Origin of the sequence: Pseudomonas sp. RIT-To-2, from assembly GCF_029623465.1 — a bacterium.
Taxonomy (GTDB): domain Bacteria; phylum Pseudomonadota; class Gammaproteobacteria; order Pseudomonadales; family Pseudomonadaceae; genus Aquipseudomonas; species Aquipseudomonas silvicola.
In genome coordinates this window covers 1-21,613 of the sequence record NZ_JAPYKM010000012.1, presented here as the reverse complement: position 1 = coordinate 21,613, position 21,613 = coordinate 1, and the positions used below count along the sequence as shown (strand labels likewise).

At 63.3% G+C, this 21,613-nt stretch carries 22 protein-coding genes and 1 pseudogene; 16 read left to right on the top strand and 7 right to left on the bottom strand.

The window, feature by feature from the left end:
• Nucleotides 1–9: 9 nt before the first annotated feature.
• From QBK88_RS12945 to arfB, 8 genes and pseudogenes are all read left to right on the top strand, one after another.
• On the top strand, nt 10–870 hold the full coding sequence (locus QBK88_RS12945) for a PHP domain-containing protein (protein ID WP_268144650.1): 861 nt from the start codon (nt 10–12) through the stop codon (nt 868–870).
• A gap of 16 nt (nt 871–886) precedes the next feature.
• Nucleotides 887–1,516: an L-threonylcarbamoyladenylate synthase gene (locus tag QBK88_RS12940; protein WP_268144648.1), complete on the top strand. Its 630-nt coding sequence runs from the start codon at nt 887–889 to the stop codon at nt 1,514–1,516.
• 125 nt (nt 1,517–1,641) lie between these two features.
• Complete coding sequence (locus tag QBK88_RS12935; RefSeq protein ID WP_277962408.1) at nt 1,642–2,340, top strand: segregation and condensation protein A; 699 nt, start codon at nt 1,642–1,644, stop codon at nt 2,338–2,340.
• A gap of 32 nt (nt 2,341–2,372) precedes the next feature.
• A pseudogene (gene scpB, locus QBK88_RS12930) lies at nt 2,373–3,131 on the top strand (SMC-Scp complex subunit ScpB); the annotation flags it as partial.
• Nucleotides 3,132–3,158: 27 nt separating this feature from the next.
• On the top strand, nt 3,159–3,347 hold the full coding sequence (locus QBK88_RS12925) for a DUF1289 domain-containing protein (RefSeq protein WP_268144647.1): 189 nt from the start codon (nt 3,159–3,161) through the stop codon (nt 3,345–3,347).
• A 111-nt stretch (nt 3,348–3,458) separates the two neighbouring features.
• Entirely contained in the window at nt 3,459–4,649 is a 1,191-nt protein-coding gene (gene rluB, locus QBK88_RS12920; protein WP_277962315.1) for a 23S rRNA pseudouridine(2605) synthase RluB, read from the top strand.
• Between the two features lie 403 nt (nt 4,650–5,052).
• Nucleotides 5,053–6,453: an amino acid permease gene (locus QBK88_RS12915; protein ID WP_277962314.1), complete on the top strand. Its 1,401-nt coding sequence runs from the start codon at nt 5,053–5,055 to the stop codon at nt 6,451–6,453.
• Between the two features lie 138 nt (nt 6,454–6,591).
• Nucleotides 6,592–7,005, top strand: coding sequence for an alternative ribosome rescue aminoacyl-tRNA hydrolase ArfB (gene arfB / locus QBK88_RS12910; RefSeq protein WP_268144644.1), 414 nt, complete (start codon nt 6,592–6,594; stop codon nt 7,003–7,005).
• Here the strand turns inward: arfB and QBK88_RS12905 are convergent.
• The 6 genes from QBK88_RS12905 to phhA form a co-directional block, all read right to left on the bottom strand.
• Nucleotides 7,002–8,204, bottom strand: coding sequence for an MFS transporter (locus QBK88_RS12905; RefSeq protein ID WP_268144643.1), 1,203 nt, complete (start codon nt 8,202–8,204; stop codon nt 7,002–7,004). The genes arfB and QBK88_RS12905 overlap by 4 nt on opposite strands.
• Nucleotides 8,205–8,294: 90 nt before the next feature.
• Nucleotides 8,295–8,471, bottom strand: coding sequence for a hypothetical protein (locus tag QBK88_RS12900; RefSeq protein WP_268144641.1), 177 nt, complete (start codon nt 8,469–8,471; stop codon nt 8,295–8,297).
• A 78-nt stretch (nt 8,472–8,549) separates the two neighbouring features.
• Nucleotides 8,550–8,678, bottom strand: coding sequence for a hypothetical protein (locus tag QBK88_RS12895; RefSeq protein ID WP_267903682.1), 129 nt, complete (start codon nt 8,676–8,678; stop codon nt 8,550–8,552).
• 184 nt (nt 8,679–8,862) lie between these two features.
• Nucleotides 8,863–10,053, bottom strand: coding sequence for an amino acid aminotransferase (locus QBK88_RS12890; RefSeq protein ID WP_277962313.1), 1,191 nt, complete (start codon nt 10,051–10,053; stop codon nt 8,863–8,865).
• On the bottom strand, nt 10,053–10,409 hold the full coding sequence (locus tag QBK88_RS12885) for a 4a-hydroxytetrahydrobiopterin dehydratase (protein WP_277962312.1): 357 nt from the start codon (nt 10,407–10,409) through the stop codon (nt 10,053–10,055). The genes QBK88_RS12890 and QBK88_RS12885 overlap by 1 nt, the downstream gene beginning before the upstream one ends.
• Before the next feature lie 27 nt (nt 10,410–10,436).
• Nucleotides 10,437–11,222: a phenylalanine 4-monooxygenase gene (gene phhA / locus QBK88_RS12880; RefSeq protein ID WP_277962311.1), complete on the bottom strand. Its 786-nt coding sequence runs from the start codon at nt 11,220–11,222 to the stop codon at nt 10,437–10,439.
• Between the two features lie 235 nt (nt 11,223–11,457).
• Here phhA and QBK88_RS12875 point away from each other — a divergent pair, with 235 nt between their 5' ends.
• On the top strand, nt 11,458–13,020 hold the full coding sequence (locus QBK88_RS12875) for a sigma-54-dependent transcriptional regulator (protein WP_277962310.1): 1,563 nt from the start codon (nt 11,458–11,460) through the stop codon (nt 13,018–13,020).
• 96 nt (nt 13,021–13,116) lie between these two features.
• Here the strand turns inward: QBK88_RS12875 and QBK88_RS12870 are convergent, their stop codons facing one another.
• Complete coding sequence (locus QBK88_RS12870) at nt 13,117–13,377, bottom strand: DUF2790 domain-containing protein (protein WP_277962309.1); 261 nt, start codon at nt 13,375–13,377, stop codon at nt 13,117–13,119.
• 385 nt (nt 13,378–13,762) lie between these two features.
• Here QBK88_RS12870 and acs point away from each other — a divergent pair, with 385 nt between their 5' ends.
• The 7 genes from acs to argR all read left to right on the top strand — a co-directional run bounded on the left by acs (nt 13,763) and on the right by argR (nt 21,483).
• Nucleotides 13,763–15,718, top strand: a complete 1,956-nt coding sequence (gene acs / locus QBK88_RS12865) for an acetate--CoA ligase (protein WP_176570106.1) — start codon at nt 13,763–13,765, stop codon at nt 15,716–15,718.
• 488 nt (nt 15,719–16,206) lie between these two features.
• Entirely contained in the window at nt 16,207–16,983 is a 777-nt protein-coding gene (locus tag QBK88_RS12860) for an ABC transporter substrate-binding protein (protein WP_268144626.1), read from the top strand.
• Between the two features lie 89 nt (nt 16,984–17,072).
• On the top strand, nt 17,073–17,762 hold the full coding sequence (locus tag QBK88_RS12855) for an ABC transporter permease (protein WP_158156456.1): 690 nt from the start codon (nt 17,073–17,075) through the stop codon (nt 17,760–17,762).
• Nucleotides 17,759–18,457, top strand: a complete 699-nt coding sequence (locus tag QBK88_RS12850; protein ID WP_277962308.1) for an ABC transporter permease — start codon at nt 17,759–17,761, stop codon at nt 18,455–18,457. The genes QBK88_RS12855 and QBK88_RS12850 overlap by 4 nt, the downstream gene beginning before the upstream one ends.
• A 4-nt stretch (nt 18,458–18,461) precedes the next feature.
• A complete protein-coding gene (locus QBK88_RS12845) occupies nt 18,462–19,574 on the top strand; it encodes a M14 family metallopeptidase (protein ID WP_277962307.1) in 1,113 nt (370 codons plus the stop codon).
• Between the two features lie 19 nt (nt 19,575–19,593).
• Nucleotides 19,594–20,358 (top strand): ATP-binding cassette domain-containing protein, encoded by a 765-nt coding sequence (locus tag QBK88_RS12840; protein WP_277962306.1) that lies wholly within the window; start codon nt 19,594–19,596, stop codon nt 20,356–20,358.
• 141 nt (nt 20,359–20,499) lie between these two features.
• Nucleotides 20,500–21,483: a transcriptional regulator ArgR gene (gene argR / locus QBK88_RS12835; RefSeq protein ID WP_277962305.1), complete on the top strand. Its 984-nt coding sequence runs from the start codon at nt 20,500–20,502 to the stop codon at nt 21,481–21,483.
• The last annotated feature ends 130 nt before the right edge of the window (nt 21,484–21,613 follow it).

Below are 21,613 nucleotides of genomic sequence, written 5' to 3'. Positions count from 1 at the left end.
CGCCACCTCATGAATGTTGACCTGCACTGCCACAGCACCGCCTCCGACGGCTCCCTCTCGCCGACGGACCTGGCTGCGCGCGCCCATGCCAATGGTGTGCGGGTATTGGCCCTGACCGACCACGACACCCTCGAAGGCCTGCCCGAGGCCCGGGAAGCCACGCGGGCCCTGGGCATGCAGTGGGTCAGTGGCGTGGAAATGTCCTGCACCTGGGGCGGCGCCACCATTCATGTGCTGGGCTATGGTTTCCCCTTGGACGCGCCGCCGTTGGTCGCCGCGGTCGAGGCGTTGCACCATGGCCGATGGCTACGGGCCGAGGAAATCAGCCGACGACTGGCGCTCAAGGGCATGCCCGGTGCCCTGGAAGGCGCCCGCGCCATCCAGCAGGAGCTGGGTGACAGCGGCAACGCCCCGGCGCGGCCGCATTTCGCCGAGTACCTGGTGCGCCAGAACCACGTGCGCGACCGCGCCGAGGCCTTTCGCAAGTGGCTGGGGGCCGGCAAGCTGGGCGACGTCAAGCAGCACTGGCCGACCCTGGAAGACACCGTCGCCACCCTGCGCGCCGCCGGGGCGTGGGTCAGCCTGGCGCACCCGTTGCAATATGATTTCACCCGCAGCAAGCGCCGCAAGCTGATTGCCGACTATATTCAAGCCGGGGGCCAGGCCCTGGAGGTGGTCAACGGCATGCAACCGGCCGAGCAGGTCGGCACCTTGTCGATCCTGGCGCGCGAATTCGGTCTGCTGGCCAGTGCCGGCAGTGATTTCCATGGTCCAGGGGCCTGGTCCGAGATCGGTATCTACCGACCGGTGCCGGAGGATCTGCCACTTCTGTCGGGCCGGTTCACACATGAGCAGCCACTCGTCGTCTGACCAACAGGTAGAGAACGTGAGTCAATTTTTCCAGATTCATCCGGACAATCCCCAGGCGCGCCTGATCAAGCAGGCCGTGGAGATCATCCGCAAGGGCGGGGTAGTGATCTATCCCACCGATTCGTCCTACGCCATCGGCTGCCAGATCGGTGACAAGGGCGCCATCGAGCGCGTGCGCCGCCTGCGCAAGCTCGATGACAAGCACAATTTCACCCTGATCTGCCGCGACCTGTCGCAACTGGGGCTGTTCGCCAAGATCGACACCGGTGCGTTCCGCCTGCTCAAGGCGCATATCCCGGGACCGTACACCTTCATCCTCAACGCCACCCGCGAGGTGCCGCGACTGTTGCTGCACGACAAGCGCCGCACCATTGGCCTGCGGGTACCCGACCATCCCATTTCCCATGCGCTGCTGGAAGAACTGGGCGAGCCGTTGATGAGCGTCAGCCTGATCATGCCCGGCGAAACCTTGCCCATGACCGACCCCTACGAAATGCGCCAACTGCTGGAGCATCAGGTGGACCTGATCATCGACGGCGGGTTCGGTGGCGTTTCGGCTTCCACGGTGATCAACCTGGCCGAGGGCGAGCCCCAGGTGGTGCGCGTGGGGTGCGGTGACCCCGCGCCGTTCATGGCCGAGGCGTGACCGGCGTGACCGTGGCCGAACCCACCCCCGAGGTCGAACAACCCCGCGCCCCCGAACAGCTGGCGCTGGTGTATGGCCAGTCCTACACGGAAATGCCGGTGGACCTGTACATTCCGCCGGACGCCCTGGAAGTCTTCCTGGAAGCCTTCGAAGGGCCGCTGGACCTGTTGCTGTACCTGATCCGCAAGCAGAACATCGACATCCTCGACATTCCCGTGGCGGAAATCACGCGCCAGTACATGGGCTACGTCGAACTGATGAAAAGCGTGCGCCTGGAGTTGGCCGCCGAGTACCTGGTGATGGCGGCCATGCTCGCCGAGATCAAGTCGCGGATGCTGTTGCCGCGTTCGGCCGAAGCCGAGGAAGAAGAGGACGACCCGCGCGCCGAACTGATTCGCCGGCTGCAGGAGTACGAACGTTTCAAGGCCGCCGCCGAAGGCCTGGATGGCCTCAAACGCCTGGGCCGCGATATCTACGTGCCGCAACTGGACGCGCCCCAGGCCAAGGTGCGCAAGTTGATGCCCGACGTGGCGCTGGAAGAAGTGCTGATGGCGATGGCCGAGGTGATGCGCCGTGGCGACCTGTTCGAAAGCCACCAGGTCAGCCGCGAGGCGCTGTCTACTCGCGAGCGCATGAGCGAGGTGCTGGAGCGCCTCAAGGGCGGCGGCTTCGTGCCGTTCGTCGAACTGTTTACCGCCGAGGAGGGCAAGCTGGGGGTGGTCGTCACCTTCATGGCCATCCTGGAGCTGGTGAAAGAATCCCTGGTCGAGCTGGTGCAGAATGAGCCTTTCGCGGCCATTCATGTGCGGGCCCGCGCCGAATAGCGTTGTGCCCCGCCGCCCTGATGAGTCGATAGATGAACCTGACCGAACCCCGCGACCTGGCCTCCTTGCTCGAAGCCTTCCTGCTCGCCTCGGGCAAGCCCCAGTCCCTGGAGCGCCTGTACGAGCTGTTCGAAGAAGCTGAGCGGCCGGAGCCTGCGGTCTTCAAGAAAGCCCTGGAACTGCTGCGCAAATCCTGCGACAGCCGTTCGTTCGAGCTGGTGGAGGTGGCGTCCGGCTACCGCTTGCAGATCCGCGAGAAATTCGCGCCCTGGGTGGGCAGGCTGTGGGAGGAGCGCCCCCAGCGTTACTCGCGCGCCTTGCTGGAAACCCTGGCGTTGATCGCCTACCGCCAGCCCATCACCCGTGGCGAGATTGAAGACGTGCGCGGGGTGGCGGTGAACAGCAACATCACCAAGACCCTGCTGGAGCGCGAGTGGATTCGCGTGGTCGGCTACCGTGAAGTGCCGGGCCGGCCAGCGATGTTCGCCACCACCAAGGCTTTCCTCGATCATTTCAACCTGAAGAACCTGGACAGCCTGCCACCGCTGGCCGAACTGCGCGAGATCGAGCCAGAGCCGGTGGTCGAGGACCTGGACGACGCGCCGGTGCCCGCGCACCTGCAGGCCCTGGCCGATGCCAGCGCCCCGGCGGGCGAAGACGAGGCACCGAAGGAGGAAACCAGCTTCCATACGCTGCTGGCCGAACTGGACACCATGGAACAAGGTCTCAAGACAGACTTCGACGATCTGCTCCTCGACACGCCGCTGGACGAGGACGGGGAGGACGAAGCCCCCGACCGCCACCACGAGTGAAGCCCCATGAGCAGCAAGGATCCCTGTATCGGTGTCTGCAAGTTCGATGACGACGTGTGCGTGGGCTGCGGGCGCAGCAAGCGCGAGATCAAGGGCTGGAAGAAAATGGACAAGGGCGAGCGGCGCCAGGTGCTGGCCGAATCGCACCTGCGCCTGCTGGCGCTGGCGGCCACCGGCCGACGGAAAACGAAGTGACCGGGAAAATATCTACTAGTCTCAGGTGCGCAACCGCGCGCATGCGCGTATGATTCGCGACCCTTCGGGCGACATGTACGCCCCACATCACACACCGGGAGGTGCTAAACGATGACTGAACACGACAAGCCAGAGGTCCAGGAAATGGGCCCCGCCGGCGAAAAATTGCAGAAAGTACTGGCCCGTATCGGCGTGGGCTCGCGCCGCGACGTGGAAGCCTGGATCGGCGAAGGCCGCATCAAGGTCAATGGCGTCAACGCCACCCTGGGCCAGCGCGTCGACCTGCATGACGCCATCAGCGTCGACGGCAAGGTGATCAAGCGCGAGGAAGCCTCGGAAACCGTGCGCCGCGTGATCATCTACAACAAGCCTGACGGCGAGATCTGCACCCGCGACGACCCGGAAGGCCGCCCAACCGTGTTCGACCGCCTGCCGCGCCCGCGCGAAGGCCGCTGGATCAATATCGGCCGCCTGGACATCAACACGACCGGGTTGCTGATGTTCACCACCGACGGCGAGCTGGCCAACCGCCTGATGCACCCATCCTACGAGATGGACCGAGAATACGCGGTGCGCGTGCGCGGTGAAGTCGATGACGACATGCTGCTGCGCCTCAAGAACGGCGTGATCCTGGAAGACGGCCCGGCGCGTTTCACCGATATCCAGATGGCCCCGGGCGGTGAAGGCTTCAACCATTGGTACCACTGCGTGGTGATGGAAGGCCGCAACCGTGAAGTCCGTCGCCTGTGGGAGTCCCAGGGGCTGGTGGTCAGCCGCCTGAAGCGTGTGCGTTTCGGCCCGGTGTTCCTCAACTCCGACCTGCCCATGGGCCGCTGGCGCGAACTGAGCCAGCACGAAGTGGACGTGCTCAGCGCCGAAGTAGGCCTGACATCGGTGGCCATGCCGACCCTGAACGCCAAGAGCAAGGACAAGATGGAGCGCCTGCAGCGCAAGTCGTCGCGCCCCTTGGGCCGTGGCGAGCGCGTGCGCACGCTGCGCCCGGCGCACGACGGTGCCCCGGCCGCCGCCGAGCGGCCCGCCCGTGCCCCGCGCGTGGAAGAAGGCGAGCGCCCGGCGCGCAAGCCTCGTGGCGATGCCCCGGCCCCGCGCCGCGGTGAAGCCCCTGCGCGCAAGGACGGCCGTGGTTCTGCCGTGGCCGAGCGCCCGAGCGACATGAACAAGCGTCCAGCCAAGCCAGGTGCCCAGCGCCCCGGCCTGAAACTATCGGACGACAGCAAGCGCCGTGGCCCTGCCGCGGACAAGCGTGCGCCGGTGACCCGTCGCAAACCCAAGCCTGAGTAACCAGCACGCTTGAAATGCAAACGCCAGCCTTCGGGCTGGCGTTTTGCATTCTGCTGCGTGGAAAACTGTCGTTGCAGGGTGTAAATATATCTTTACGACTGGCGCGACGGTCAGAAGCTCGCTGGCAAGCCAGCTTCCGCAGGTTTTGCGGGGTATTGGCAAGAGTGCGTTCGTAGCGAGCCTCTTGGTGTAAAGAAATATTGCCAGTCGTGCACTAAATTGTAACATTCATCGGCTTTTTGCCCTCTTGTCACCGGTTCCCCCTCGCGCTCCCATGCACGGCGTGTACAATGCGCGCCCTTTACTGTGGCACCTTGCCGTTATCGCGCGCATTTCTGCCGTTCCGCCAAAAGTGGAGCGGGCCCGTTTCGTCACAGATAAAAACAACCAGGTGACCAACTACATGAGTGCACAGAACTCATCCGGCCAGCTAAAGCGCGGCCTGAAAAATCGACACATCCAATTGATCGCCCTGGGCGGCGCCATCGGCACAGGGCTGTTCCTGGGCTCGGCCGGCGTGCTCAAGTCCGCCGGGCCATCGATGATTCTCGGCTATGCCATCTGCGGTTTCATTGCCTTCATGATCATGCGCCAGTTGGGTGAAATGATCGTGGAGGAGCCGGTGGCGGGCTCGTTCAGCCACTTTGCCCACCAGTACTGGGGCGGCTTCGCCGGTTTCCTCTCGGGCTGGAACTGCTGGGTGCTGTACATCCTGGTGGGCATGTCCGAACTCACCGCCGTGGGCAAGTATGTCCATTACTGGTGGCCCGACGTGCCCACCTGGGTCTCGGCGGCCGTCTTCTTCGTGATGATCAACGCCATCAACCTGGCTAACGTGAAAGTGTTCGGCGAGGCCGAGTTCTGGTTCGCCATCATCAAGGTGCTGGCCATCGTCGGCATGATAGCCCTGGGCAGCTACCTGCTGGTCAGCGGCCATGGCGGCCCGCAGGCGTCGGTCAGCAACCTGTGGGACCATGGCGGTTTCTTCCCCAATGGGGTCAAGGGCCTGGTCATGGCGCTGGCGATCATCATGTTCTCCTTCGGCGGCCTGGAAATGCTCGGCTTCACCGCTGCCGAAGCCGACCAGCCCAAGACCGTGATCCCCAAGGCGATCAATCAGGTGATCTACCGCATCCTGATTTTCTACATCGGTGCCCTGGTAGTGCTGCTGTCGCTGACCCCGTGGGATGGCCTGCTGCAGACCCTCGACAGTGCCGGTGATGCGTACAGCGGCAGCCCGTTCGTGCAAGTGTTCTCGATGCTGGGCAGCAACACCGCGGCGCACATTCTCAACTTCGTGGTGCTGACCGCGGCGCTGTCGGTGTACAACAGCGGTACCTACTGCAACAGCCGCATGCTGCTGGGCATGGCCGAACAGGGCGACGCCCCTGCAGCCCTGGCCAAGGTAGACAAGCGCGGCGTGCCGGTGCGGGCCATCCTGGTGTCGGCGGCGGTGACGCTGGTGGCGGTGGTGCTGAACTACCTGATGCCCCATGACGCGCTGGAATTGCTGATGTCGCTGGTGGTGGCCACCCTGGTCATCAATTGGGCGATGATCAGCTTCTCGCACCTCAAGTTCCGCCAGCACCAGGTGCGCAATGGCCGCGTGTCGTCGTTCCGGTCGCTGTGGTACCCGTGGGGCAATTACATCTGCCTGGCGTTCGTGGTGTTCATCCTGGGCATCATGCTGATGATCCCGGGCATCAACGTCTCGGTGTACGCCATTCCGGTATGGGTGGTGGGCATGTACCTGGCTTACCTGGCCCGTCACCGCCGCGCGGCCCTGACCCTGCAAAAGGGTTGATTGGCGCCCTCGCCGCGTAGCAGCGGACCTGGCCGCGTCGGGAGTGACGCAGCCGGGTCCTCTGCTGCGGGGCGCTGTTTTGACGGCGCCTTGCGTCAGCTGCTACCGTCCTCGCTTTTCCTCTCTTGAATTATCCCCATGCTGGAAATCTCCAATAACGTCCACTTGCCCGATGCCGAAATCGAGCTGAGCGCCATTCGCGCCCAGGGCGCCGGCGGGCAGAACGTCAACAAGGTATCCAGCGCAATGCACCTGCGCTTCGATATCAATGCCTCGTCATTGCCACCGTTCTACAAGGAACGCCTGCTGGCCCTGCGTGACAGCCGTATTACCAGTGACGGCGTGATCGTGATCAAGGCCCAGCAATATCGCACCCAGGAGCAGAACCGCGCCGACGCCCTGGAGCGCCTGCGGGAACTGATCGTCAATGCCGCGAAGGTGGAGAAGAAGCGTCGGCCCACCAAGCCGACCCTGGGGTCCAGGACTCGTCGGCTGGAAGGCAAGACCAAGCGCGGTGCCATCAAGGCAGGCCGCGGCAAGGTCGACTTTTAAAGCGCCGTGTCGGGGTGACGGGGCTGGTTGAGGGTCTGGCGGTACAGGTACAGGCTCAGCGACAGGCCCAGAAACGAGGCGATGGCGGCGAACAGAAAGATCGAGCTGAAACCGAAACCTGCCGCGATGGCCCCGGCCAATGGCCCGGTGATACCCAGCGACAGGTCAACGAACAGCGAGTAGGCCCCCACCGCCGCGCCACGGCTTGAGGCCGGCACCAGGTTCACCGCCTCTACCCCCAGGGCCGGGAACACCAGCGAGAAGCCAAAGCCGCTCAGGGCTGCACCCGCCAAGGCCAGTTCGGCGCTGGGCGCCAGCCACAGCAGCAACAGGCCCAGGGATTCCACCGTCATGCAGCCAATGGCCACGCGAAAGCCGCCGATACGGTTGATCAGGTTACCGAATATCAGCCGTGCACCAATGAAGCTGGCGCCGAACAGGCTCAGGGACAACGCCGCGTTACCCCAGTTGTGGCTGGCGTAATAGAGGGTGATGAACGTGGCGATGGTGCCGAAGCCGATGCCCCCCAGTGCCAGGCCGGTGCCGTGGGGCAGTACCTTGCCCAGCACGTGCATGAAGGGCATGCGCTCGCCCGCGACGATGGGTGCCGGGGTCTTGTTCCAGGCCAGGGCCAGGCCCAGCGCCGCCAGCAACAGAATACTCACGCCCATGGACCACAGGCCCAGGTGCTGCACCAGCAATACCCCGGCGGGGGCGCCGATGGCCAGGGCGCCGTAGCTGGCGATGCCGTTCCAGGAAATGACCTTGGCGGTGTGCTGCGAGCCCACCCGGCCAATGCCCCAGCCAATGGACCCCGACCCCACCAGGCTCTCGGCGCTGCCCAGTACCAGGCGGCCGACAAACAGGCTGGCCAGGCTCACCGCCGGCAGGTTGTGGGTAAAGGCTGCCGCCAGCATGAACACACCGCTCAGGCCGCAGCCGAACAGGCCGTAGATCACTGCTTTCTTGCTGCCGTGGTTATCGATGATGCGGCTGGCATACGGACGGCTGAGCAGGGTGGCCAGGTACTGCACGCTGATCACCAGGCCCGCGATCACCGCATTGAAGCCCAGGCCGTTATGCACGAAACCGGGCAGCACGGCCAGGGGAATGCCGATGTTGAGGTAGCCGATGAAGGTAAACAGGACGATGGAGACGACTTGCAACGTGACCGCCAGCGGTCGCGGGTTCGTGGGCATTGGGTATTCCAGGAGGGGTAGGTGCGCAAGGGCAGCTTAAGGTTTCAGGCTGCAAGCTTCAAGTTGCACGCTTGAAGCGCGGTGGTGCGCTCAGGGCTTCGCCAGCAACCGAGTGGCAACCAGGGCGGCCAGGGCGTTCTCCTGGGTGCCGAAGCGTTGCAGCAGGGCGGACTGTTTTTCCGGGGGGAGGCGGTTCCAGATGTCGATCATCTGTTGCGCAGTGTCGATCACCTGCGCGGCCTGTTCATCGTTGAAGCTGTCTTGCATGGGTTACGTCCTCGAACGCTTGTGGCGGTGAAGTCACGCGGCCGTGCCGCCGTAGGATTCACCGCCAGCTTACAGCGCTTACTCGTCGCGGTCAGCGCCCGAGGCTTCTTCGGCCTCGTTTTCCGGGCCTTGGCTGGCCGATTGCGGGGGTTGAGGCTGCTCGGGCTGGTGCAGGCTCGGGAAGGGCAGGTTAGGGATTTCGTGCATCGTCATCGCTCCTCGAAAGTACAGGTTGAGGGTGGCGCTGGATAGCGCGTGCTGTTGAAAGCCGGCACAGAATACATGACTGGATGTGACAAGCTGAGTGCTAATGCGGCCATTGGTCGCTCCATGACGACATTTTCATCCAGGTTCATGAGCATTCGGGGTGAGCGCATCGCTGCCCGGCACTTCAGCAGACCTTGGCGATGGCCTTGGCCAGTTCGTCCAGGCGGCTGGCGTCGATGCCAGCGACGTTGGCCCGGCCTGAGCGCACCATGTACACGCTGTGCTCGTCGCGCAGGCGGCCCACCTGGTCCGGGCTCAGCCCCGTGTAGGAAAACATCCCGCGCTGCTCGCCAATATGCGCGAAGCGCGCGGCCAGGCCGTACGGTTCCAGCGCTTCCACCAGGCCGGCGCGCAACTGGGCGATGCGCGAGCGCATGTGCTCGACCTCGTCGGCCCACAAGCTCTTGAGGTCCGGGGTGCCGAGAATGGTGGCCACCACGGCTGCGCCATGGTCCGGCGGCGTGGACCACAGGTTGCGTGCCAGGCCAGCCAGTTGGCTGCGCACGTCCAGCAGCTTCTCATGGTCGTCGGTGCAGGCAATCAGTGCGCCGGTGCGTTCGCGGTACAGGCCGAAATTCTTCGAGCACGAGCTGGTGATCAGCAATTCCGGCAGTTCGCGGGCGAACAGCCGCACGCCCCAGGCGTCTTCCTCCAGGCCATCGCCGAAGCCCTGGTAGGCAAAGTCGATCAATGGCAGCAAGTCTCGGCGCTTGACCACATCCAGCACGCGTTGCCAGTCCTCGTGGTGCAGGTCGAAGCCTGTGGGGTTGTGGCAGCAAGCATGCAGCAGCAGTACATCGCCCTGAGGAATGTTTTCCAGGGCCTGCAGCATGGCCTCGACGTCCAGGCGGTTATCGCCGCCCACGTAGGGATAGTGCCCGACCTTGAGCCCTACCTCGGCAAAGATGCTCTCGTGGATAGGCCAGGTCGGGTCACTCAGCCAGATACCGCGGCCCGGCAGGCAGTGGCGAATGAACTCGCCGGCCAGGCGCAGCGCGCCGGTACCGCCTGGAGTCTGGGTGGCGCCGGCGCACAGGTGTTTGAGCAGCGGCGAATCCTGGCCCAGCACCAGCTCGCTGAGCAATTGGCCGAAGCGCGCGTCACCGTGGCCGCTGACATAGGTCTTGCTGGCCTGGTGATCCAGCAGGTAGCGTTCGGCCTGCTTGACCGCTGCCAGCACCGGGGTCAGGCCGCTGGCATCCTTGTACACGCCCACCCCCAGGTCGAACTTGGCGGGGTTGGGGTCCTTGGCGTAGGCGTCCATCAGGCTGAGGATCGAATCGCCGGGTATCCGCTGGATCGCGCTGAAGTGCATTATTTGCGCCCCTCGGCCCCCTGGCTGACGTCGTCGGTACGGGCGGCCATGATGAAATCATTACGGTGCAGGCCCTTGATCGAATGGCTCCACCAGGTCACGGTGACTTTGCCCCATTCGGTCAACAGACCCGGGTGGTGGCCCTCGGCCTCGGCGATCTCGCCAACGGCGTTGGTGAAGGCCAGAGCATATTTGAAATTCTTGAACAGGTAGGCTTTTTCCAGCTGCATGACGCCGTCGCGCACTTCGATGTTCCAGTCCGGGATCTGCTTGAGCAGCACCGGCAGTTCTTCATCGCTGACCTGGGGGGCATCGGCGCGGCAGGCTTCGCAATGGGCCTGGTTCAGTGAGTTCATGGTGCGTGTCCTTGTAGTAAAGAGGGGTCAGGCCGCCTTGGGCGGAAATTTCGGTGCGTGCAGGCCCAGCTCCATGGCGTTTCGCACCAGGGCCATGATGTCCTGGTGGGCCAGGTCGAACAGGCGCTTGAGGTCCGGGAGCACGAAATACAGCGGTTGCAGAATGTCGATGCGGTAGGGTGTGCGCATGCATTCCAGCGGGTCGAAGGCCTGGTGCTCGGGGCTGTCCGACAGGCTGTAGAGGGTTTCCTTCGGCGAGGACAGAATGCCGCCGCCGTAGATGCGCCGGCCTTGGGGCGTGTCCACCAGGCCGAACTCGATGGTCATCCAGTATAGGCGGGCCAGGTACACGCGTTCCTGTTTGTTGGCCGCCAGCCCGAGTTTGCCGTAGGTGTGGGTGAATTCGGCGAACCAGGGGTTGGTCAGCAGGGGGCAGTGGCCGAATATTTCGTGAAAGATGTCGGGCTCTTGCAGGTAGTCCAGTTCTTCTGGCGTGCGAATGAAGGTCGCCACGGGAAAGCGCTTGCTGGCCAACAGTTCGAAGAAGGTCTGGAAGGGGATCAGTGCCGGGACCCGGGCCACTTGCCAGCCGGTGGTGCGGCCCAGTACCTGGTTGATGTCGGCCAGTTGCGGAATGCGGTGGTGGGGCAGGGCCAGTTGTTCGATGCCGTCCATGTACGGCTGGCAGGCACGTCCTTCCAGCAGCTTGAGCTGGCGGCTGACCAGGGTGTGCCACACCTCGTGCTCACTGTCGGGGTAGTCGATGAAACCCTGGGCATCGGGTTCGCGGGCCACGTAGTGGGTCTGCGTCATACAGCTCTCCAGTGGATCTTTTATTGTTATGGGTGCCTTATTGATAGGGGATGGCGGGGGAATTTGCATCAGGGAAGACAGCGCACAGGAGGGGGCCGGCGCCGGATCGCTGTAAAATAATGCTTACAAATGGCGATTCTTCCACGGTCGGCGGCTGGAAAACGCGTGTGTCTGTCAGATAATCTTTACGCGTATTTTGCGATTCCTCCAGATAACTCACAGCCCGAGCCTGCCCATGCGCATCAAAGTCCACTGCCAGAACCGTATCGGTATCCTGCGCGACATCCTCAACCTGCTGGTGGAGTACGGCATCAACGTGGCCCGTGGCGAGGTGGGCGGCGAGCACGGCAACGCGATCTACCTGCACTGCCCGAACCTGATCAACCTGCAATTCCAGGCGTTGCGGCCCAAGTTCGAAGTCATTGCCGGTGTGTTCGGCGTCAAGCGCGTAGGGTTGATGCCCAGCGAGCGCCGGCACATGGAGCTCAATGCGTTATTGGGGGCGCTCGAGTTCCCGGTACTGTCCATCGACATGGCCGGTTCCATCGTCGCCGCCAACCGCGCGGCTGCGCAATTGCTGGGCGTGCGGGTAGATGAAGTGCCGGGGATGCCGCTGTCCAACTACGCCGAGGACTTCGACCTGCCGCAACTGGTGCGGGACAACAAGTCGCGTATCAACGGCCTGCGGGTCAAGGTGCGTGGCGATATCTTCCTCGCCGACATCGCCCCGTTGCAGTCCGAGCATGATGACAGCGAGGCGCTGGCGGGCGCCGTGCTGACCTTGCACCGCGCCGACCGTATTGGCGAGCGTATCTACCATGTGCGCAAGCAGGAGCTGCGGGGCTTCGACAGTATCTTCCAGAGCTCCCGGGTGATGGCGGCGGTGGTGCGCGAGGCGCGGCGCATGGCGCCGCTGGACGCTCCGTTGCTGATCGAGGGCGAGACGGGCACCGGCAAGGAGTTGCTGGCCCGTGCCTGCCACCTGGCCAGCCCGCGGGGGCAGGCACCCTTGATGGCGCTCAATTGCGCCGGCCTGCCGGAGTCCATGGCCGAGACCGAGCTGTTCGGCTATGGCCCGGGGGCCTTCGAAGGCGCCAGGGCCGAAGGCAAGCTGGGGCTGCTGGAGCTGACTGCGGGCGGCACGTTGTTCCTCGATGGTGTCGGGGAGATGAGCCCGCGCCTGCAGGCCAAACTGTTGCGGTTTCTGCAAGACGGTTGTTTTCGCCGGGTAGGCAGCGATGAGGAGGTGTACCTGGACGTGCGGGTGATCTGCGCCACCCAGGTGGACTTGTCGCAGTTGTGCGCCCGTGGCGAGTTTCGCCAGGACCTGTATCACCGTCTGAACGTACTCTCCCTGCATATTCCACCTTTGCGCGAGTGCATGGACGGCCTCGACCCGCTGGTAGGCCACTTCCTTGACCAGGCCAGCCGCCAGATCGGCTGCCCGCTGCCGCGCCTGGCGCCCGCCGCGATGGACAAGCTGGCGCGTTATCGCTGGCCAGGCAATGTGCGGCAACTGGAAAACGTATTGTTTCAAGCGGTGTCTTTATGCGAGGGCGGGGTGGTCAAGCCAGAGCATGTTCGCCTGCCTGATTATGGCGTGCGCGAACCTTTTGGCGAATTTTCGCTAGAGGGAAGTTTGCAGGATATTGTCGGGCGGTTCGAAAAGGCCGTATTGCAACGGTTATATGTCGAGCATCCCAGCAGTCGCTTATTGGCAAAGCGTCTGGGTGTGTCGCACACCACTGTCGCCAACAAGTTGCGTGAACATGAAGTGGGCAAGGAACCCCTGGAATAATTCGGAATTTTAGTTGCCGGTTGTTACTTGAATGGAATCTCCGAATCGACGGCGAGCCTCTTGTAAAGTTGCAAGAGGCGCCGCAAGCATTCTCGATCAGCCGTTGGAACAGCCGTTGCCCATCACGCGGTATTCGAGAATGTGTTTCTGGCCAGTGGAGTCCAGGTAGGTCATGCGGGCTGGCACTACTTCACAGACAGCGGGGATTTCGCTGGTGTTGAGCACCTTGGCAATGTCCAGGTGTTGCGAGTAAGTATAGTGTTCCACGGGAACTTCGGTGTTGGCAGTGCTTGAAACTTCATCGGCCATGGCCGCCAGTGAGAAAGTACTCAGGGCCAAGACAATCAACGCTTTCATTTTAAAGTTTACCTTTTGCGGTCGTCAGGGGGCACGCAGTCCTTGTGAGACTGCGTGTGTTGCTCGGGAAAGTAAGTATCGGATTAACGTGCCTTCGTGGGGGCGGTTGCCAGTGTTAATCACAGTGCCGGTTGGCGAGGTGAATTCTAGGGCGCTGGGTCCAGGGTAAACAGCCAGAGTTTTGATAAACAGTTTTATCCAATTCTGTAACAATGCCCCGTCTCGGGCAGGCGCTGCGAGCTCGCAAGTGGGGGGCAACACGGATACGCTTGCAGCGTGCGGCTAATAGCTGCTTCACGTGCTACCAACGTCGTATGGCCTCTGTCAGCAGATGGCCTTACAAACAGGTCATACAAAAACAACTACAGCTCCCGAGGTAAGAAAGATGAGTGCGGCGTCCCTGTATCCCGTTCGTCCCGAGGTGGCAGCCACCACGCTGACCGATGAAGCGACCTACAAGGCCATGTACCAGCAGTCGGTCGTCAACCCGGACGGCTTCTGGCGCGAGCAGGCGCAGCGCCTGGACTGGATCAAGCCTTTCACCAAGGTCAAGCAGACCTCTTTCGATGACCACCACGTGGACATCAAGTGGTTCGCCGACGGCACTCTGAACGTCTCCTACAACTGCCTGGACCGGCACCTGGCCGAGCGTGGCGACCAGATCGCGATCATCTGGGAAGGCGACGACCCCTCCGAGCATCGCAACATCACCTACCGCGAACTGCATGAAGAAGTCTGCAAGTTCGCCAACGCCCTGCGCGGCCAGGACGTGCACCGCGGTGACGTGGTCACTATCTACATGCCGATGATTCCCGAAGCCGTGGTCGCCATGTTGGCCTGTACTCGCATTGGTGCTATCCACTCGGTGGTATTTGGCGGCTTTTCGCCGGAAGCGTTGGCGGGGCGTATCATCGACTGCAGCTCCAAGGTGGTGATCACCGCCGATGAAGGCCTGCGCGGCGGCAAGAAAACCGCGCTGAAGGCCAACGTCGACCGCGCCCTGACCAACCCTGAAACCAGCAGCGTGCAGAAGGTCATCGTCTGCAAGCGCACCGGTGGCGAGATCGAGTGGAACCGCCATCGCGATATCTGGTACCACACCCTGCTGGACGTGGCGTCCAGCACCTGCGCGCCCAAGGAGATGGGGGCCGAGGAAGCGCTGTTCATCCTCTATACCTCCGGTTCCACCGGCAAGCCCAAGGGCGTGCTGCACACCACGGGCGGTTACCTGGTGTACGCGGCCCTGACCCATGAGCGCGTGTTCGACTACCGCCCGGGCGAAGTCTACTGGTGCACCGCCGACGTGGGCTGGGTCACCGGCCACAGCTACATCGTCTACGGTCCGCTGGCCAACGGTGCCACCACCCTGCTGTTCGAGGGCGTGCCGAACTACCCGGACATTACCCGTGTGTCGAAGATCATCGACAAGCACAAGGTCAATATCCTCTATACCGCGCCTACCGCCATCCGCGCGATGATGGCCGAGGGCACTGCCGCGGTGGAAGGGGCCGACGGCTCCAGTCTGCGCCTGCTGGGCTCGGTGGGCGAGCCGATCAACCCCGAGGCCTGGGGCTGGTATTACGACACCGTGGGCAAGCAGCGCTGCCCCATCGTCGACACCTGGTGGCAGACCGAAACCGGCGGCGTGCTGATCAGCCCACTGCCGGGCGCCACCGCGCTCAAGCCGGGTTCGGCCAGCAAGCCTTTCTTTGGCGTGGTGCCGGGGCTGGTGGACAACCTGGGCAACTTGATCGACGGTGCCGCCGAGGGCAACCTGGTGATTCTCGACTCCTGGCCGGGTCAGTCGCGCAGCTTGTACGGCGACCACGACCGTTTCGTCGATACCTATTTCAAGACTTTCCGAGGCATGTACTTCACCGGTGACGGCGCCCGTCGCGACGAGGACGGCTACTACTGGATCACTGGCCGTGTGGATGACGTGCTCAACGTGTCCGGGCACCGCATGGGCACCGCCGAGATCGAAAGCGCCATGGTCGCCCATCCCAAGGTCGCCGAGGCGGCGGTGGTGGGCGTGCCGCACGATATCAAGGGGCAGGGCATCTACGTGTATGTCACGCTCAATGGTGGGGTGGAAGCCAGCGAAACCCTGCGCCAGGAGCTGAAAAACTGGGTGCGCAAGGAAATCGGCCCCATTGCCTCGCCGGATGTCATCCAGTGGGCGCCGGGGCTGCCCAAGACCCGTTCGGGCAAGATCATGCGACGTATCCTGCGCAAGATCGCTACTGGTGAATACGACGCCCTGGGTGATATCTCCACCCTGGCTGACCCGGGGGTGGTGCAGCACTTGATCGATACGCACAAGGGCATGAAGGCGGCGTGAGACTGCTGGCTTAGACAAGGCCCCGCTTCGGCGGGGTTTTGTTTTGGTGGGGCGGGCACACACCATCCCGGGGATATATCGATGTTACCGTCCGTCACCTCTGGCCGCCCCAAAAGGAGGCGAAACGCCACAAACCGGTGCGAAAAAGCTCCATGAAAAAACAAACACCCACGCCAGGGTTGCCGGATTACAAGGCTTTGCCAATAATAGGCGCGCAATTTGCTTGATAGATCGGTTCCCTGTCATTTGCCTTTGCATAAACGCTGAAGGCTGTCAATAATCTCGGGTCGTGTTCTCTGTGCATCTGTAACTAGTTGTCGCATTGAAGAAATATCGGCTTCGGGGCTGTCGCTAAAATGCCGGTCACTCGCCCGCCGCTCGACGAGCCATGCTCCCGTGCCGTGCGCCGCTATCTAGGTTGTACCCATTCGCATATTGGGCTCCTGCTCACTCTGCCATTTATTGCCCTTTACCGATGGAGTCCTGAGATGAAGAAACTCGTACTTCTTGGCGCCCTGGCGCTGTCCGTGCTGTCGCTGTCGTCGTTCGCCGACGAGAAGCCTTTCAAGATCGGTATCGAAGCGGCGTACCCGCCATTCGCTTCCAAGGCCGCCGATGGCAGCATCGTCGGTTTCGACTACGACATCGGCAACGCCCTGTGCGAAGAGATGAAGGTCAAGTGCCAGTGGGTCGAGCAGGAATTCGATGGCCTGATCCCGGCGCTGAAGGTGCGCAAGATCGACGCCATCCTGTCGTCCATGTCCATCACCGAAGACCGCAAGAAGTCGGTTGACTTCACCAACCGCTACTACCTGACTCCGGCCCGTCTGGTCATGAAGGACGGCACCACCATCAGCGACAGCCTGGACGAGCTCAAAGGCAAGAAGATCGGCGTGCAGCGCGGGTCGATCCACGAGCGTTTCGCCCGTGAAGTGCTGGCGCCCAAAGGTGTGGAAGTGGTGCCTTACGGTTCCCAGAACGAAATCTACCTGGACGTGACCGCTGGCCGCCTGGACGGCACCCTGGCCGACGCCACCCTGCTGCAGGACGGCTTCCTGAACACCGACGCCGGCAAGGGCTATGCGTTCGCCGGGCCATCGTTCACCGACGTCAAGTACTTCGGTGACGGCGTTGGCATCGCCGTGCGCAAGGGTGACAAGGCCGACCTGGACAAGCTCAACGCTGCCATCGCCGCCATTCGCGCCAACGGCAAGTACAAGCAGATCCAGGACAAGTACTTCAACTTCGACATCTACGGCCAGTAAACGGTTGTAAGCGTCACCCGACAGATGGTGCAAGCCGCAGGCGCTGAGGCTTGCACCATTTTTTCATTTCCACGGTCGAGGAAATTTTCATGTTAGAAGGCTACGGGGCGGTCATCCTCGATGGCACCTGGCTGACCTTGCAGTTGGCCCTGTCGTCGATGGCGCTGGCCATTGCCCTGGGATTGATCGTCGTCGCACTCAGGCTGTCGCCCGTGCGGTGGCTGGCCTGGCTGGGGGCGACCTATTCGACGGTCATCCGCGGCATTCCCGACCTCGTGCTGATCCTGCTGATCTTCTTCGGCGGGCAGGACCTGCTCAACCGTGTCGCGCCCTTGCTGGGCTTCGATGACTATATCGACCTCAACCCCCTGGCGGCCGGTATCGGCACCCTGGGCTTCATTTTCGGGGCGTACCTGTCGGAAACCTTCCGCGGTGCGTTCATGGCCATCCCCAAGGGGCAGGCCGAGGCGGGGCTTGCCTATGGCATGAACAGCCGCCAGGTGTTCTTCCGCGTGCTGGTGCCGCAGATGATCCGCCTGGCCATTCCCGGCTTCACCAACAACTGGCTGGTACTGGTCAAGGCCACTGCCCTGGTGTCGGTGGTGGGCCTGCAGGACATGATGTTCAAGGCCAAGGCCGCGGCGGACGCCACGCGCCAGCCGTTCACCTTCTTCCTGGCCGTGGCGGCGCTGTACCTGATCATCACCAGCGTGTCGCTGCTGGCCTTGCGGTTCCTTGAAAAACGCTACTCGGCTGGCGTAAGGGTGGCTGAACTATGATCTTTGACTACAACGTGGTCTGGGACAACCTGCCGCTGTACTTCAGTGGTGTGCTGGAAACCGTCAAGCTGTTGCTGCTGTCGCTGTTCTTCGGCCTGCTGGCGGCCTTGCCCCTGGGCCTGATGCGTGTGTCCAAGCGGCCGCTGGTGAACCTGCCGGCCTGGCTGTACACCTACGTGATCCGCGGCACGCCGATGCTGGTGCAGTTGTTCCTGATCTACTATGGCCTGGCCCAGTTTGCTGTGGTGCGCGAGAGCTTCCTGTGGCCCTGGCTGTCCAGCGCTACCTTCTGCGCCTGCCTGGCCTTTGCCATCAACACCAGCGCCTACACCGCCGAAATCGTCGCGGGCAGCCTCAAGGCCACGCCCAACGGCGAGATCGAGGCCGCGCGGGCCATGGGCATGTCGCGCGTCAAGATGTACCGTCGCATCCTGCTGCCGTCGGCCCTGCGCCGCGCGCTGCCGCAGTACAGCAACGAAGTGATCATGATGCTGCAGACCACCAGCCTGGCCTCCATCGTCACCCTGATCGACATCACCGGCGCCGCGCGCACGGTGAACGCGCAGTACTACCTGCCGTTCGAAGCCTATATCACCGCAGGGGTTTTCTACCTGTGCCTGACCTTTATCCTGGTTCGCCTGTTCAAGCTGGCCGAGCGCCGCTGGCTGGGCTACCTGGCACCACGCAAGGGCTGAAGACATGCAACGCATCGATCATCCATTGCCCTGGAGCACCCTGGGCAGCGAGCGCCACCTGAGCGTGTTTCGCTTTGGCAGCGGCGAGCGCAAGGCCTATATCCAGGCCAGCCTGCACGCTGACGAATTGCCGGGCATGCGCACCGCCTGGGAGCTGAAGAAGCGCCTGCTGGCGCTGGAAGCGGCCGGTGCCCTCAAGGGCGTCATCGAGCTGGTGCCGGTGGCCAACCCCATCGGCCTGGGCCAGTTGCTGCAGGGCGCCCATCAGGGCCGTTTCGAGTTCGGCAGCAGCAAGAACTTCAACCGTGACTTTCACGAGCTGAGCGAGCCGGTGGCCGAGGCCCTGGCCGGCCAGTTGGGTGATGATCCCCACGCCAATGTCCGCCTGATCCGCCGGGCCATGGGCGATGCCCTGGCCGCCCTGCCGCCGGCGTCGAGCCAGTTGCAGGGGCTGCAACGCCTGTTGCTGAGCCACGCCTGCGACGCCGACGTGGTGCTGGACCTGCATTGCGACGCCGACGCGGCGCTGCACATGTACGCCTTGCCCCAGCACTGGCCGCAGTGGCGCTCCCTGGCCGCGCACCTGAACGTGCGGGTCGGCCTGCTGGCCGAGGACTCGGGTGGCAGTTCGTTCGACGAAGCCTGCTCGTTGCCGTGGTTACGTCTGTCGCGCCAGTTCCCCGACGCACAGGTGCCGCTGGCATGCCTGGCCACCACCGTGGAGCTGGGCGGCCAGGCCGACACCAGCCGCGATGACGCCGAGCGCCATGCCGAAGGCATTCTGGCGTTCCTCGCCGAGCAGGGCCTGATCAGCGGTGAGTGGCCGGCCGCGGCTGGCGAGCCTTGCGAAGGCATGCCCTTCGAAGGCACCCAATTGCTGTTCGCCCCGCACCCTGGAGTGGTCAGTTTTCTCCGTGCCCCGGGTGACTGGGTGGAGGCGGGCGACCCGCTGTTCGAAGTGATCGACCCGTTGGGTGATCAACATACTGTCGTGTGTGCCGGTACTGCCGGCGTGCTGTTCGCCATCGAACGACTGCGTTATGCCCAGCCGGGTTTCTGGCTGGCCAAGGTCGCCGGGCGCCAACCCCTTCGTCGCGGGCGCCTGCTCAACGACTGACTGTTTTGCGAGAACCACTATGTACAAACTTGAAGTCCAGGATCTGCACAAACGCTACGGCAGCCATGAAGTGCTCAAGGGCGTTTCGCTGGCCGCCAAGGCTGGCGACGTGATCAGCATCATCGGCTCCAGCGGCTCGGGCAAGAGCACGTTCCTGCGCTGCATCAACCTGCTGGAGCAGCCCCACGCCGGCAAGATCCTGCTCAACAACGAAGAGCTGCAACTGGTGGCCAGCAAGGACGGTGCCCTCAAGGCCGCCGACCCCAGGCAACTGCAGCGCATGCGCTCGCGCCTGTCCATGGTGTTCCAGCACTTCAACCTGTGGGCGCACATGACGGCCCTGGAAAACATCATCGAAGCGCCCGTGCACGTCTTGGGCGTGTCGAAGAAAGAAGCGCTGGAAAAGGCCGAGCACTACCTGAACAAGGTGGGTGTGGCGCACCGCAAGGACGCCTACCCGGGGCATATGTCCGGTGGCGAGCAGCAGCGCGTGGCCATCGCCCGTGCCCTGGCCATGGAACCTGAGGTGATGCTGTTCGACGAACCTACGTCGGCGCTGGACCCGGAACTGGTGGGCGACGTGCTCAAGGTCATGCAGGACCTGGCCCAGGAAGGCCGCACCATGGTGGTGGTCACCCACGAAATGGGCTTTGCCCGCGAGGTGTCCAACCAGTTGGTGTTCCTGCACAAGGGGTTGGTGGAAGAGTCGGGCAACCCGCGCGACGTGCTGGCCAATCCCAAGTCCGAGCGGTTGCAGCAGTTCCTCTCCGGCAGCCTGAAATAGTCGTCATTTGAAACAGAAGATGACTGCCACTTTGCTGTAGAAAGGGGCATGCTGCGCGTCTTGCCAGCCTGTCCCTTCCACCCGCCTGCGAGCCCATTGGGCGCCGGGCATTGAACCTGACCTGGTTTCGGACCGCACCTCATGACAGCCCAACGTATCGGTTTTCTCATCTGGCCCAGCACCAAAGCCCTGACCCTGGCGCTGGCTGAAGAGGCGCTGGATGTCGCCCAGAAGGTGCACCCCGAGGTGAGCTACGAGCTGGTGTTTCTGCATGCCGAACCTGCCGGGGAGGCAGGCGCTTGGCAATTGCCGGGCGGGCCGTGGGCGGGCCGGCTAGAGGGCTGTCACAAACTGTTCCTGCTGGCCGACGAACCCCCCGCCGCCCTGGCCCCCGCGCTGGCAACGGCGCTCAAGCAGGTGGTGCGTGCCGGGTGCGTCATCGGCGGGCTGTCGGCCGGGGTCTACCCCATGGCCCAGGTCGGCCTGCTGGACGGTTACCGCGCCGCCGTGCACTGGCGCTGGCAGGACGACTTCGCCGAGCGCTTTCCCAAGGTCATCGCCACCAGCCACCTGTTCGACTGGGACCGGGACCGCATGACGGCCTGTGGTGGCCTGTCGGTACTGGACCTGCTGCTGGCGGTACTGGCGCGTGACCATGGTGCCGAGCTGGCGGGAGCCGTGTCCGAGGAACTGGTGGTGGAGCGCATCCGCGAAGGCGGCGAGCGCCAGCGCATTCCACTGCAGAACCGCCTGGGTTCCAGCCATCCGAAGCTGACCCAGGCGGTGCTGTTGATGGAAGCCAACATCGAGGAGCCGCTGACCACTGACGAAATTGCCCAGCACGTGTGCGTATCACGCCGGCAGCTGGAGCGGATCTTCAAGCAGTACCTCAACCGCGTGCCGAGCCAGTACTACCTGGAACTGCGCTTGAACAAGGCGCGGCAGATGTTGATGCAGACCAGCAAGTCGATCATTCAGATCGGCTTGTCGTGCGGGTTCTCCTCGGGGCCGCATTTTTCCAGCGCCTACCGGAATTTCTTCGGTGCTACGCCGCGCGAGGACCGCAACCAGCGGCGTAGCAGCAGTCCGTTCGAGTTGTCTTCGGTGCCGGCGGAGCGCGGGTAGCGGATCGTCAGATCACCTCGACCGCCTGGGTGACCCACCGAAGATCTCTGGTGAACAAACGAGGCGACCCCGGTGATGCCACTGGCATGACTGGCCCGAAACAGAGGTAGGAGCAGAGCTTGCTCGCGAA

Coding starts and splice junctions, on each gene's coding strand:
- QBK88_RS12945 (WP_268144650.1), top strand. CDS start 10: ATGAATGTTGACCTGCACTGCCACAGCACCGCCTCCGACGGCTCCCTC.
- QBK88_RS12925 (WP_268144647.1), top strand. CDS start 3,159: ATGAGCAGCAAGGATCCCTGTATCGGTGTCTGCAAGTTCGATGACGAC.
- rluB (WP_277962315.1), top strand. CDS start 3,459: ATGACTGAACACGACAAGCCAGAGGTCCAGGAAATGGGCCCCGCCGGC.
- QBK88_RS12915 (WP_277962314.1), top strand. CDS start 5,053: ATGAGTGCACAGAACTCATCCGGCCAGCTAAAGCGCGGCCTGAAAAAT.
- arfB (WP_268144644.1), top strand. CDS start 6,592: ATGCTGGAAATCTCCAATAACGTCCACTTGCCCGATGCCGAAATCGAG.
- QBK88_RS12905 (WP_268144643.1), bottom strand. CDS start 8,204: ATGCCCACGAACCCGCGACCGCTGGCGGTCACGTTGCAAGTCGTCTCC.
- QBK88_RS12900 (WP_268144641.1), bottom strand. CDS start 8,471: ATGCAAGACAGCTTCAACGATGAACAGGCCGCGCAGGTGATCGACACT.
- QBK88_RS12895 (WP_267903682.1), bottom strand. CDS start 8,678: ATGCACGAAATCCCTAACCTGCCCTTCCCGAGCCTGCACCAGCCCGAG.
- QBK88_RS12890 (WP_277962313.1), bottom strand. CDS start 10,053: ATGCACTTCAGCGCGATCCAGCGGATACCCGGCGATTCGATCCTCAGC.
- QBK88_RS12885 (WP_277962312.1), bottom strand. CDS start 10,409: ATGAACTCACTGAACCAGGCCCATTGCGAAGCCTGCCGCGCCGATGCC.
- phhA (WP_277962311.1), bottom strand. CDS start 11,222: ATGACGCAGACCCACTACGTGGCCCGCGAACCCGATGCCCAGGGTTTC.
- QBK88_RS12875 (WP_277962310.1), top strand. CDS start 11,458: ATGCGCATCAAAGTCCACTGCCAGAACCGTATCGGTATCCTGCGCGAC.
- QBK88_RS12870 (WP_277962309.1), bottom strand. CDS start 13,377: ATGAAAGCGTTGATTGTCTTGGCCCTGAGTACTTTCTCACTGGCGGCC.
- acs (WP_176570106.1), top strand. CDS start 13,763: ATGAGTGCGGCGTCCCTGTATCCCGTTCGTCCCGAGGTGGCAGCCACC.
- QBK88_RS12860 (WP_268144626.1), top strand. CDS start 16,207: ATGAAGAAACTCGTACTTCTTGGCGCCCTGGCGCTGTCCGTGCTGTCG.
- QBK88_RS12855 (WP_158156456.1), top strand. CDS start 17,073: ATGTTAGAAGGCTACGGGGCGGTCATCCTCGATGGCACCTGGCTGACC.
- QBK88_RS12850 (WP_277962308.1), top strand. CDS start 17,759: ATGATCTTTGACTACAACGTGGTCTGGGACAACCTGCCGCTGTACTTC.
- QBK88_RS12845 (WP_277962307.1), top strand. CDS start 18,462: ATGCAACGCATCGATCATCCATTGCCCTGGAGCACCCTGGGCAGCGAG.
- QBK88_RS12840 (WP_277962306.1), top strand. CDS start 19,594: ATGTACAAACTTGAAGTCCAGGATCTGCACAAACGCTACGGCAGCCAT.
- argR (WP_277962305.1), top strand. CDS start 20,500: ATGACAGCCCAACGTATCGGTTTTCTCATCTGGCCCAGCACCAAAGCC.